This is a genomic window from Bradyrhizobium sp. AC87j1 (genome assembly GCF_002936975.1).
GTDB lineage: Bacteria > Pseudomonadota > Alphaproteobacteria > Rhizobiales > Xanthobacteraceae > Bradyrhizobium > Bradyrhizobium shewense.
This window is the reverse complement of record NZ_PTFE01000044.1, coordinates 1-13,216: the sequence shown is the minus strand read 5'-3', so window position 1 is coordinate 13,216 and position 13,216 is coordinate 1. Positions and strand designations below refer to the sequence as shown.

General features: G+C 65.8%; 9 protein-coding genes. 8 read left to right on the top strand and 1 reads right to left on the bottom strand.

The window, feature by feature from the left end:
• Positions 1–16: 16 nt before the first annotated feature.
• The 7 genes from CV770_RS22165 (at position 17) to CV770_RS22135 (ending at position 11,333) form a co-directional block, all read left to right on the top strand.
• A complete protein-coding gene (locus CV770_RS22165; RefSeq protein ID WP_104463847.1) occupies positions 17–2,272 on the top strand; it encodes a flagellar hook-basal body complex protein in 2,256 nt (751 codons plus the stop codon).
• Positions 2,273–2,306: 34 nt separating this feature from the next.
• Positions 2,307–4,190, top strand: a complete 1,884-nt coding sequence (gene flgK, locus CV770_RS22160; RefSeq protein ID WP_104463846.1) for a flagellar hook-associated protein FlgK — start codon at positions 2,307–2,309, stop codon at positions 4,188–4,190.
• 21 nt (positions 4,191–4,211) lie between these two features.
• Positions 4,212–6,095, top strand: coding sequence for a flagellar protein (locus CV770_RS22155; protein WP_104463845.1), 1,884 nt, complete (start codon positions 4,212–4,214; stop codon positions 6,093–6,095).
• A 71-nt stretch (positions 6,096–6,166) separates the two neighbouring features.
• A complete protein-coding gene (locus CV770_RS22150; RefSeq protein ID WP_104463844.1) occupies positions 6,167–6,943 on the top strand; it encodes a methylenetetrahydrofolate reductase in 777 nt (258 codons plus the stop codon).
• Complete coding sequence (locus CV770_RS22145; protein ID WP_201759978.1) at positions 6,933–8,582, top strand: hypothetical protein; 1,650 nt, start codon at positions 6,933–6,935, stop codon at positions 8,580–8,582. Before CV770_RS22150 ends, CV770_RS22145 begins: the two co-directional genes overlap by 11 nt.
• A gap of 1 nt (position 8,583) precedes the next feature.
• Complete coding sequence (locus CV770_RS22140) at positions 8,584–9,837, top strand: ATP-grasp domain-containing protein (RefSeq protein WP_104463843.1); 1,254 nt, start codon at positions 8,584–8,586, stop codon at positions 9,835–9,837.
• The gene (locus tag CV770_RS22135) at positions 9,834–11,333 is read left to right on the top strand and encodes a pyridoxal phosphate-dependent decarboxylase family protein (protein WP_104463842.1); all 1,500 of its coding nucleotides are present in this window, start codon (positions 9,834–9,836) and stop codon (positions 11,331–11,333) included. The genes CV770_RS22140 and CV770_RS22135 overlap by 4 nt, the downstream gene beginning before the upstream one ends.
• 105 nt (positions 11,334–11,438) lie before the next feature.
• Here the strand turns inward: CV770_RS22135 and flbT are convergent, their stop codons facing one another.
• Entirely contained in the window at positions 11,439–11,876 is a 438-nt protein-coding gene (gene flbT / locus CV770_RS22130) for a flagellar biosynthesis repressor FlbT (protein ID WP_028144338.1), read from the bottom strand.
• Positions 11,877–12,198: 322 nt separating this feature from the next.
• Between flbT and CV770_RS22125 the strand changes: the two genes are divergently transcribed.
• A partial coding sequence (locus tag CV770_RS22125; protein ID WP_146101333.1) for a DUF1522 domain-containing protein occupies positions 12,199–13,216 on the top strand: 1,018 nt, incomplete at its 3' end.

Genomic DNA, 13,216 nt, shown 5'->3' with positions numbered 1-13,216 from the left:
ATTTGGAGACAAAGTTATGGGTATCTTCGATGCAATGAACACCTCGGTGGGTGGCCTGCAGGCGCAGTCCTACGCGCTGCAGAACATTTCCGGCAACATCGCGAACTCATCCACCACCGGTTACAAGGGCATCGGCACCAGCTTCGTCGATCTCATCCCCGACTCCTCGGTCCCAAGCAAGCAGGTCGCGGGTGGTGTGACGGCCAACGCCAAGGCCACCATCACCACGCAGGGCACGATCTCGGGCTCCACCGTCGCTACCAACATGGCGATCACCGGCGACGGCTTCTTCTCGATCCAGAAGGCGAGCGGCGTCGTCGACAACGTGCCTGTTTTCACCGGGGTCACCTACTACACGCGGCGCGGCGACTTCCAGCTCAATGCCAACGGCAATCTGGTCAACGGCGCCGGTTATTACCTGATGGGCGTCACGGTCGATCCGAAGACCGGTAACCCGACCGGCAGCGTAGCCAACGTGCTGCAATTCCAGAACAACTTCATTCCGGCGCAGGCGACCACCTCGATCCAATACGCTGCGAACCTGCCGACCCAGCCGAACACGGTGGCGAAAACGACCGCGTCGAGCGGCACGCTGCTGGCGGCGGGCGGGCTGAACCCGTCCGATTTCGCCGCCAACCCGCTGCCGGTCGGCACACCTCCCGCGCCCTATGCCAACGCATTGGTGTCCGGCGCGGCTGCAACCGGCAACATCCGTTCGGCCTACTCGTCGACGACGGGCACGGGCACCGTCGCACTGCAGAACAATTCGTCGGCGGTGGCCTCGACCACCACATCGCTCGACAACGCGGTCGGCACCCATCTCGCCTCCAGCATCCTCACCGCCTTGAGCGGCCAGACGCTGACCATCAACGGCAACACCATCACGTTCAACGGCGGCACGACGGTCTCGACCGTCGGCAACAACACCACGATCGGTCTCGGCGCGGGCACGACGGCGACGGTTGCGGACATCTTGAACGGGATCCAGACCGCGGGCGGCGCCGGCGTCACGGCCTCGCTCTCCGCCAGCGGCAACATCGTGATCTCCACCGGCACCGGCACTGATGTGGCGGTCGGCAGCGGCACCGCCGCCACCGCGCTCGGCATCAGTAGCGTCACCCGCGGCGGCAACGTGCTGTCCTCGCCCGCGATCTCGGGTGCAACGGTGCTGAGCGGCAGCGCGACCGCCGGTGGCGCCCAGGTGCTCTCGTCCGGCTTCGCCGCCGGCGATACCATCACCGTCAACGGCCAGACACTGACTTTCGTCTCGCCGCCCACGGTTCCCAGCGCCGCTCAGATCCTCACCACCGACAATGTCACGACTCTGCTCGGCAAGATCGACACGCTCTCCGGCGCCTCTGGATCGTCGGTCAGCAGCGGCGGCGTCATCACGCTGAACACCGGCACCGTCTCCAACCTCTCGGTGTCCAGCTCCAACAGCGCTGCCTTCTCGGCGCTCGGCTTCACCTCGACCATCACCAAGAACCGCGACGGCGGCGGCACCGCCGGCACCGGTGGCGTGATCGGCAACGACATCGCGACCTTCACCAAGGAATCGATCAGCGGCGGTGCGGTGACTGCCTACAACGCCGCCGGCACGCCGGTGAACCTGCAATTGCGTTGGGCCAAGACCGACAGCGCCTCGCTGGGCGCGGGTCATTCGGATAGCTGGAACCTGTTCTACCAGACCGATCCGAACGCGACCGGCACGACCGTCGGCTGGGTCAATACCGGCCAGACTTTCACCTTTGCCAGCGACGGCTCGCTGACCTCGCCAAGCGGCTCGGGCATCACCATCAACAATGTCAGCGTCAGCGGCCAGTCGCTCGGCTCCGTCGCCTTCAACATCTCCTCCGGCGGACTGACGCAATATGCCAGCACCAGCGGCGCGGTGACCATCAACACCATCACGCAGAACGGCTATGCCGCCGGTCAGCTTCGCTCGGTTGCCGTCAACAACAACGGCATCGTGGTCGGCACCTTCTCCAACGGCCAGAACCTCAACCTCGCTCAGGTTCAGCTGTCGCACTTCAACGGCACCAACTATCTGAAGGCGATGGACGGCGGTGCCTATGCCGCGACCGAGCAGTCGGGTGACGCGATCGACGGTGCTTCAGGCACCATCAGCGGCTCGTCGCTGGAGGGATCCAACACCGACATCGCTGACGAATTCACCAAGCTGATCGTGACCCAGCAGGCCTATTCGGCCAACACCAAGGTGATCACGACCGCGAATTCGATGGTGCAGGACCTCTTGAACGTGTTGCGCTGATCGGCGCGTAACGTAACCAAAGGCGGCAAGTAAGATGGGTTTGAGTTCAGCCCTCGCCAGTGCGATGAGCGGTCTGCGTGCCAACCAGGCCGCGCTCTCGATCGTTTCCTCGAACGTCGCCAATGCGCAGACGCCGGGTTACGTCGTCCAGACCCCGAACCAGATCGAGGTCACCACCGGCGATTTCGGCTCGACGGCGATGACGACCGGCGTCAGCCGGGAGCTCGACGCCTATGTGCTGAACCAGCTGCGCACCGAGACCGGCGGCAGCGGCTACGCCGATCAGATGGCCAACATCCTGAAGCAGCTTCAGAATGTCTATGGCACGCCGGGCAACAGCGGCACGCTCGAAACCGCGCTGAACAAGTTCACCACGGCGCTGCAGGCGCTGTCGACCAGCTCGGGCGCCTCATCGGCGCAAACCGTGGCGCTCGGTGCGGCGCAGGCGCTGGCCACGCAGCTCAACGTCACCACCAAGGGCATCCAGTCGCTGCGCTCCAATGTCGAGCAGGATCTCGGCAATTCGGCGCAAGCGGCCAACGTCGCTATGCAGCAGATCGCCGACATCAACACCAAGCTGCAGGGCCTGTCGGCCAACGACCCCTCGGCCGCGACGCTGATGGACCAGCGCGACCAGGCCATCAACACGCTGTCGAAATATGTCGACGTCCGTGTCACCACCGACGGTTCGAACCAGGCCAACATCTACACCACGACGGGCATCCAGCTCGTCGGCGCCGGGCTCGCCTCGCAATTCACCTTTGCTTCCGCCGGCGCGCTGTCGGCGACCTCGCTCTACAACATCGATCCAGCCAAGTCCGGCGTCGGCGCGCTCAACATCGTGCTGCCGAACGGCTCGAAGGTCGACGTGGTCGCCAACAACGTGGTCTCCTCGGGCCAGATCGCGGCCGATCTGAAGCTGCGCGACGAGACGCTGGTGCAGGCGCAGAACCAAATCGACCAGCTCGCTGCCACGATGTCGAGCGCGCTGTCGGACAAGACCACCGCCGGCACCACGGTGTCGGGCCCGCCGGCCGGCTTCGACATCGACCTTGCCGGTGCGCTGCCGGGCAACACCGCCACCTTCACCTACACCGACACGGCGACCAACACGAAGCGCCAGGTCACCCTTGTCAACGTCACCGATCCGGCGGCGCTGCCGCTGCAGAACGCCACCAACGCCAACCCGATGCAGATCGGCGTGAACTTCTCCGGCGGCATGGGCGCGATCGCTGCGGCGCTCAACACGGCGCTCTCCACCTCGCATTTGACGTTCTCCGCCGCGCCGTCGCCGGCGACCGCCACGACGCTGCGGATCACGGACGACAACAGCGGTCTCGCCAAGGTCAATTCATCCTCGATCACCAAGACGATCTCGTCGCTGACCTCGGGCAATCCGCAACTGCCGCTGTTCACCGACGGCGGACAGGCGCTCTACACCGGCGCGATCACCGCCTCGTGCTCGCAGATGACCGGCCTTGCCGGACGCATCGCCGTGAACACGCAGCTGGTCTCCGATCCGACACGGATGTCGGTGTACAACACCTCGCCGGTGACGCCTTCGGGTGACACCGCGCGTTCGGACTATCTCTACTCGCAGCTCACCTCGGCGGTGTTCTCCTATTCGCCAGCGAGCGGTCTCGGCTCGGCGAGCCAGCCCTTCACCGGCAGCGTCTCGAACTATCTCCAGCAGTTCCTGAGCGTCCAGGCCAATTCCGCGACCCAGGCCACCCAGCTCCAGCAGGGCCAGAGCGTCGTGGTCTCGACGCTCCAGGCCAAGTTCGACTCGACCTCCAAGGTCAATCTGGACTCGGAGATGTCGAACCTGATCCAGCTCCAGAATGCCTATGCCGCCAACGCCCACGTCATGTCGGTGGTGCAAAGCATGATGAATACGTTGCTCCAGGCTCAAGTGTAACAAGTAACAGGGCTCTGAAACATGTCGATCAGCAGCATCAACTACTCTTCGTCGATTCTCGGCTCGCAGATCCGCAACATCAATCAGCAGCTCACCGACCTGTCGACGCAGCTCTCGACCGGCAAGCTGTCGCAGAACTATTCCGGGATGGGCACCAACGAGGGCTTTGCGATCGCCGGGCGCGCGCAGCTCTCCAACATCGCCGCCTATACCGACACGATCACCAACGTCAATGTCAGCATCAACCTCGCCAACACCGCGCTGCAGTCGCTGACCAAGATCCGCAGCACGGTGCAGACCGGCGCGGCCAACACCGCGCAGGATCTCAACGTCAACGGCCAGACCATCGCGCAGAACACCGCCGTCGCCCAGTTCGGCTCGATGGTCGGCGTGCTCAACACGCAGACCGGCAACCGCTATCTGTTCTCCGGAACCGCCATCAGCACGCAGTCGGTTGCGGATGCCGGCGACATCATCAACGGCACCACGACGCAGGCGGGGTTCAAGACCGTGATGGCGGAGCGCCAGGCCGCCGACCTCGGCGCCAACGGCATGGGCCGCCTGGTGCAGACGCAGCCGACGCCCAGCTCGATCCAGGTGTCGGAAGACGCCGCCGGATCGCCGTTCGGGCTGAAGCTCAAGGCGGTGTCCTCGACCCTGACGGGCGCGACCATCACCGGCCCGAGCGGCTCGCCGGTGTCGTTCTCGGTCGATCTCAACGGCGTCAATCCGAACAATGGCGACAAGCTGAGCGTGCAGTTCACGCTGCCGGACGGTTCGACCGAGCAGATCGATCTGACCGCGTCGACGGCCACGCCGACGCCGCTCGGCAGCTTCGCGATCGACGCCAGCACCCCCGTCAACCCGACCAACACCGCGGACAACCTCAACACCGCGCTGAACACGGCGATCACGAAGCTCGCCAACACCTCGCTGGTGGCGGCATCCGCGATCGTCGCCGGCGACAATTTCTTCAACACCGCAAGCTCGGCGATCGGCGCTGCCAAGACCAACCAGGCAGCCCCACCCGCACCGATCAGCGGTGCAACGGCACTATCCGGCGCGAACCCGTCGGACTCGATCTCGCCGGGCTTCGTTGCGGGCGACACCATCACCGTCAACGGCACCACGCTGACCTTCGTGGCCTCGGGCGCGACCGGCAACCAGCTCAACGTCGGCGACAGCATCCAGAATTTGCTCGGCAAGATCGACCAGATCACGGGGACGTCGAAGCCCTCGACGGTCCACGGCGGTTCGATCACCATTAACACCGACGATGCGGCGAGCTTGAACATCACCAGCTCGAATACCGGCGCGCTCGGTTCGCTCGGCTTCAGCGCGACGCCGGTGACCGCCACCCAGCCGCCGCTGCGCGTCGGCTCCTCGCCCGCGAGCTCGGCGACGACGCTGGTCAACGGCTCGGCCACCACCGTGGAATGGTACCTTGGCAATGACGGGCCCGGCTCGGCGCGCTCCACCGCGATGGCGCGGGTCGACGATTCCGTCACGGTGCAGTACGGCGCCCAGGCGAACGAGGACGCGATCCGCCGGCAGCTGCAGGCAATCGCGGTGTTCGGGACCTTCTCGACCTCGCCGACCGGGCAGTATTCGGGCGGGCAGGTCGCCGCGCTGAGCCTGCGCACGACCCAGGCGCTGACCCAGCAGCCCGGCCAGCAGCGCATCGAGGACATCCAGACCGACATCGCGATGGCCCAGAACACGATGAAGGACGCGAGCACGCGCCAGACCCAGGCCAAGGCGCAGCTCCAGACCATCATCGACCAGGCGGAATCGGCCCCGCCCGACCAGGTCGCGAGCCAGCTCCTGGCGCTCCAGAACGCGCTCCAGGCGTCCTACCAGGTAACCTCGAACCTCGCGCAGCTCTCGCTCGTCAAGTTCCTGTAAGGATGCGTTAAGGCGCCGTTAACCATGCCTCTTTACCTCTTGGTGAGGATTGGAGCGGGGCGGAGCTGCCGATGTCGGACAGGATGCAACTGGTGGTGGCAACGCCGTGCTTCGGCGGGCAGGTGTCGAGCATCTATGCGAGCTCGATCTTCGCGCTGCAGCGGGCCGTGCACGGCATGTCCAATCTCGAGCTCAAGGTGCTGCTGCGCGACGGCGATGCGCTGATTACCCGCGCGCGGGCCAATCTGGTCGCGATGTTCCTGGACGATCCCAAGGCGACGCATTTCCTGTTTATCGACGCCGATATCGGCTTCAAGCCGGAGCAGGTGTTCCGGCTGATCGAATGCGGCGCGGACGTCGTCGCCGGCTGCTATCCGATCAAGCGGGTCAATTGGGACAAGGCCGCGCGGGCGATCCAGTCGGGCCGCACCGACGTGCCGGCCGCCTCGCTCGACTACGTGCTCGAGATCGAGGATCCCGACCGCATCGTCGTGGTCAACGGCTTCACCCGGGTGCGCTATGCCGGCACGGGCTTCCTGATGATCCGGCGCCAGGCGCTGGAGGCGATGTGCCGTCATCCGGACTATGCGGCCTTGCAGTTCTTCCGCGAGCATTCGCACGACACGCTGGCGGCCAGCCAGAACCGGTTTGCGCTGTTCGAATGCATGATCGATCCGGCAACCGGCACGTATCTGTCCGAGGACTTTGCCTTCTGCAAGCGCTGGACCGGTATCGGCGGCGAGATCTGGGCCGACATCCAGAGCTCGCTCGATCACGTCGGGCCGTCGGTATTCCACGGCGATATCGCCTCGCAATTCGCGCCGGCGGCTGCGGCCGATGCGGCGTGAGCCTTCCGGGATGAGCGCCGGCGCATCCCGTCTGTCAGGTCAGGAGCGCGCTCCCGACGGCGGCTCGCGTTATCGCCTGCGCGATCTCTTCACGCCACTGGACACGCTGCTCGTCTCCGGCGGCGATCCGCGGCTGGCGCTCGACGCCAGGGATCGCGTCAACGGCTATGGCTGCGCGGCTTCGCCGGAGCCGGAGATCTGGAATTTCGCCTCCTCGACTGCATCGACGATCTCGCAAACCGCTTACGACCGTGCCGCGCTGGCGCGCGAAGAGCTGATGCACAAGTGCCTGTTCGACGAGGTCGAGATCGCCTTCGATGCGCGCTGCGAGGACATGCGGGACGAGCTGCGCGGCCATCTCCAGCTCTCGCCGCGCGTCGACGTCGTGTTCTCGCCCTCCGGCACGGACTCCCAGCTCCACGCCCTGTTCCTGGCGCGCGCGGTGCTCGGGGCACCGCCGGTGACGATCGTGGTCGGCGCCGACCAGACCGGAAGCGGGACGATCCACACCGCCCGCGGGCACCATTTCAGCTCCATGACGGCGAGCGGCCTTGCGGTTCGCAAGGACGGTGCGGTTGCGGGGCTCGCCGGCGCCAGTCTCGCATTGCCGCTGCTCGGGACCGCGGCCGGGATTGCGATGCGCGCGGACGCGGATGCCGCGGTGCTGCATGCGATCGAGGCCACGATCACGCAAGGCGCGCCCGTGCTGCTCCAGATCATGGATGCATCGAAGCTCGGCTGGCGCGCACCGAGCGCGGCCGGTCTCGACGAGATCGCGCGGCGCTGGCCGCGCAAGGTGCAGATCGTCGTCGACGCCTGCCAGGCCCGGCTCGGCCGCCGCCGGCTGCGCTCCTATCTCGACCGCGGCTATATGGTGCTGATGACAGGCTCGAAATTCTTCGGTGGACCCGCTTTCAGCGGCGCGGTGCTGGTGCCCAAAGGCCTTTCGCGGTCGCTCGACCGGGTCGAGGGGATTGCGCCTGGTATTTTCGACTATGCCGGCCGTTGCGATTGGCCGGTGGCCTGGACGGCGCTGCGTTCGCGCTTCGAACGCCGTCCGAACTTCGGTCAATGGCTGCGCTGGGAAGCGGCGCTGGCCGAGATCGGCCGCTACTACGCCGTATCAGGGGCTTTCCGCGCCGAGATGCTCGCCGAGCTCGCCGCCGGCATCGACAGCATGATCGCGCTGTCGCCGTCGCTTCGCCCCGTCCCATCCGCGATCGGGACCGCCGGCGTGGATGACGAGGAATTTGCACAAACCACGATCTTTCCGTTCATCCTGCTGCGCGACGGCAAGCCGGTCTCGATCGCCGAGACCGCGGCCGTTCAGCGCGCGCTGGCGCGTGACATGAACGAGGCGATCGGCGGCAGTGCGGCGGACCGGCAGGTCGCCGTGCAGCGCTGCCTGATCGGCCAGCCGGTCCGGCTGGAGCGGCAGGACGAGGCACCGCAGGCGGTGCTGCGCCTCTGTGTCGGCGCACGGCTCGTGACCGAGGCCTGGTCGCCCGACATCGCGCAGGCGCAACGCAACGTGCAGCAAATTCTCGATCGCATCGCCCATGTCCTGGTAAAGATCGAGCTGCTGCTTGACCGTGGCGCGGTCGCGGCGGTGCCGGTAAACTCCGCGTTCGAGGTGTGAGATGCAGCATCCGGTTTCCGCGCGGCTTCGCATGACGGCGGCGAACTACGCCGATCGCATCGGCTTTGCGCAGCTGACGCGCCAGGCCTTCGAAGGTGTCGACCTGCATCCGTTGCGCGACCAGCTGCTGGCGCGGATCGCGGCGGGGACCGCACTGGCGGGCGAAGGGCTGGATCTGTCGTTGATCACCCAGCTACTCGGCGACAAGGATCGAGGGCTTGCGATCCAGTCGGAGGTGCTGAGCTTCCACCAATTGTTTCGCACGCCGAGCGCTGCTCCGAAGCCGGGCTTGCGCGTGCTCGCGCTAGCAGCCGACATCGACATGGGCGGCAACACGCCGATCGATTTTCTGCTCGAAGGCTCCGACATCGAGCTGTTGACGCTCTATGTTGTCAAGGGCGTCGGTCTGCCCGAGAATTTGCCCGAGCACGACGTTGCCATCGTGGTCGCCTCCGATTCCGAGGAATGCCGCGAGGCGCTCGCCTCGATCGAGAAGGCCGCGCCGCACTGGCCGCGGCCGCTGCTCAATCGTCCCGATCGCATCGGCAACCTCGATCGCGACAAGCTGCATCGGCTGCTGGCCGGCGTGCCGGGTCTCGACATTCCCGCGACCATTCACGCGACGCGCGCGCAATTGTCGGATCTTTCGCGAGGGCAGATCGCCTGCCGGGACATCGCGGGTGAACTGCGCTTTCCGATGATCGCGCGGCCGCGCGGCTCGCATGCCGGCGTCGGACTCGCGAAGCTCGACGATGCGGCCGCGCTCGCAGCCTATCTTGCCGAGCGTGACGAGCAGGATTTTTTCGTCGCGCGCTTCGTCGACTATGTAAATCCCGACGGACTCTACCGCAAATATCGTCTCGCGATGGTCGACGGCAAACCCTACGCCTGTCACATGGCGATCGCCGACCGCTGGGACATCTGGTATCTCAACGCCTACATGGCGTTCAGCGAGGAGAAGCGGGCTGAAGAGGCGATCTTCATGCGCGACTTCGACCACGCCTTCGCCGCGCGCCACGGACACGCGCTCGGCGAGATGAGCAGGCGCGTCGGCCTCGATTATTTCATCGTCGATTGCGCCGAGAACCAGGACGGCGAGCTCCTGGTGTTCGAGGCCGACAACACCGCCGTCGTGCACAACATGGATTCGCCGGTCGTGTTTCCTTACAAGCCGCCACAGATGCGCAAGATCTTTGCGGCGTTCTCGGCGATGCTGTCGCGGCATGCAAGAGCAGGCGAGGGGAGTGCAGCATGAACGAGATCATCCGCGACGCGCAAAGCTCCGTCGCGCGCAGCTCGCTCGACCCGCAGGACTGGAGCGAATTTCGCGCGCTCGCCCATCGCATGCTCGACGATGCGATCGACGGCATCGCCAACGTTCGGGCGCGCCCCGTCTGGCAGCCGATTCCCGATGCGACCCGCGCGGCCTTCAAGGCCGACGTGCCCTGCGAGGCGAGCGACCTCGCCGAGGTCTACCGCGAATTCGCCGAACACGTCGCGCCCTATGCGACCGGCAACGTCCATCCCGGCTTCATGGGCTGGGTGCATGGCGGCGGCACCGCGGTCGGCATGGTCGCGGACATGCTCGCGGCCGGCCTCAACGCCAATCTCGGCGGACGCGACCACATGCCGATCGAGGTCGAACGTCAGATCGTCGACTGGATGCGCCGCCTGTTCGCGTTTCCGGACAGTGCGAGCGGCATCTTCGTCACGGGCACGTCGATGGCCAATCTGATGGCGGTGCTGGTGGCGCGCACGGCTGCGCTCGGCACGCTGGCGCGACAATACGGCATCGGCAATGACGGCGCGGTGCTGACGGCCTATACGTCGCAGGCCGCGCATGGCTGCGTCTCCAGGGCGATGGATATCGCCGGGCTCGGCACCGATGCGCTGCGCAAGACCGGCGTCGATGCCGATCATCGCATCGACGTAGCAGCGCTGCGTGCGCAAATCGCAATCGATCGCGAGGTCGGCTTCAAGCCGTTCCTGGTCGTTGCGTCTGCCGGCACGGTCGACATTGGTGCGATCGACGACCTCAAGGCGATCGCGGAGCTGTGCCGCGAGGAGGGAATCTGGTTTCACGTCGACGGCGCTTTCGGTGCGCTTGCGATCTTCTCGCCCGAGCTCGCGCCGCTGCTCGGCGGCATCGAGCTCGCAGATTCCATTGCGCTCGACTTCCACAAATGGGGACAGGTACCCTACGATGCCGGCTTCCTGCTGGTGCGCGATGGCGAGCAGCATCGGCAGGCCTTCGCGCAGCCCGCGGCCTATCTGCGCCGCGAGGCGAGGGGGCTTGCGGCGGGCGCGGTCTGGCCCTGCGATCTCGGCCCCGATCTGTCGCGCGGCTTCCGTGCGCTGAAGACGTGGTTCACGCTGAAGACATTCGGTACCGATCGGCTGGGTGCGACGATCACGAGAAGCTGCGCGCTGGCGAAATATCTGGAGGCCCGCGTAATGGCCGAACCGCGGCTGGAATTGCTGGCGCCGGTCAACCTCAACATCGTCTGCTTCCGCTATCGTGCCGATGATGCGGTCAATCGCGAGATTGTCGCCGACATCCAGGAGTCCGGAATAGCAGCGCCCTCGAGCACGACGCTGGGCGGCAGATTTGCGATCCGCGCCGCGATCGTCAATCACCGCACCGAGGAGGCGGACATCGATGCGCTGGTCGCAGCTGTGCTGGAGTTCGGCGGCCGGCGGTGCGGCGACGGGATGATCGAGGTCGAGGCACCGCCGCTCGCGGCGCCATAGCACTGGTGCATGGCTGAAACGACAACGGCCCCGGAGATGATCCGGGGCCGTTGTCGTTTGCGGGGCGAGGCCGTTCGCGTGGCTTCGGCACGCGAACGTCGATGGTCAGGCGGCGGAGCTCACGTCCTTGGCCGCTTCCGTCTGGGGATGGGTGGCCTCGAATTGGCTCCGCAGCTTCTCTTCATAGGCGATCAGCTTGCGGGCATCCTTCAGCGCCCGGTAGAGGTCGCCGTTCAGGATGTTGTTGTTGATGCCCTCGATGATCGGCCAGGCGCTCGGCACCGCGGTGACGATATCGCGCACCAGGTTGAAATAGGTGCCGTGCTGGCTCTGCGGATCCGGCGAGATGTACATGAGCTGGACCGCCAGATAGACGAGCTTCGCCGGCGAATCCGCGGTCTCCGGCGTGAGGATGTCGCGCTCGCGCAGGATCGGCACGTTGTCGCCGTCGATAAGAAGGCGGGCGCGCTGGTCCGTGTTGGTAATCACGCAGTTACCGACGATGATGCGTTCGTGCGGTCTGAGCTCGACCTTGAGGGCCATTGCCTGTTCTCCATCAACGCTTTCGTAACCGAGCGTTCGTTGCGGCCTATTAAGACGTGATTCTCGCTCGCAATTAGTTAACGAGCTGTAAATTCCTGCCGTTCACGCGGGAAACCGCAATATTTTCAAGGTCGTACCCCATGCGGTTGCGCGGCGGTCTGCGCGGCGTCCCCGGCCGAATCACGCGAAACCCGGCAAAGGCACGGATTTCATTTCATGTTTCGTTAGAGGTCTCGGCGCCACGGTCCGCCGGTCGCTGGGTCACTCTCGATCCAAGCAGACGAGTAACAGTTGCGTCGTTTACCAGAAAGGTAACAGAGTTATGTCAGGCATCGTCCTCTCCGCGTCGGTTCGCCAGAACCTCCTCTCCCTCCAGTCCACTGCAGATCTCCTCGCCACCACGCAGAACCGTCTGTCGACCGGCAAGAGCGTCAATTCGGCCCTGGACAATCCCACCAACTTCTTCACCGCACAGTCGCTCGACAACCGCGCCAGCGACATCAACAATCTGCTCGACGGCATCGCCAACGGCGTGCAGGTGCTGCAGGCCGCCAACACCGGCATCACCTCGCTGCAGAAGCTGATCGACAGCGCCAAGTCGATCGCCAACCAGGCGCTGCAGACCACCGTCGGTTACTCCACCAAGTCGAACGTCTCCGCCACCATCTCCGGTGCGACGGCGGCCGACCTGCGCGGCACGACTTCGTTCGCCAGCGCGACGGCGAGCAGCAACGTCGTGTTTAGCGGCGCTGCCGGCGGCACCACGGCTGCGAGCGGCACCACGACGCTCGGCGCCACCATCGGCACCTTCACGGGCACCGCGGGAACGGCCGGCGACGGCACCACGGCCCTGACCGGCGCCATCACCCTGATCGCGACCAACGGCACGACCGCCACCGGCCTGGCCAGCAACGCCCAGCCCGCCGACGGCGACACGCTGACCGTGAACGGCAAGACCATCACCTTCCGCTCGGGCTCTGCTCCGGCCTCGACTGGTGTTGCGTCCGGCTCGGGCGTCAGCGGCAACCTCGTCACCGACGGCAACGGCAACTCCACGGTCTATCTCGGTACCGCGGGCACGCCGGCTGCGACCGTCAGCGATCTGTTGACCGCGGTCGATCTGGCCAGCGGCGTCAAGACGGCATCCATCACTGCCGGTGCTGCGACGCTCGCCACCAGCTTCAACCAGACCGCTTCGAGCGTTGGTGGCGGCGCCGTCACGCTGAAGAGCTCGACGGGTGCGGATCTGAGCGTCACCGGCAAGGCCGACCTGCTCAAGTCTCTCGGCCTGACCACGTCTGTGGGCGGCGGCAACGCCACCGTGAGCGTCAACCGGACCA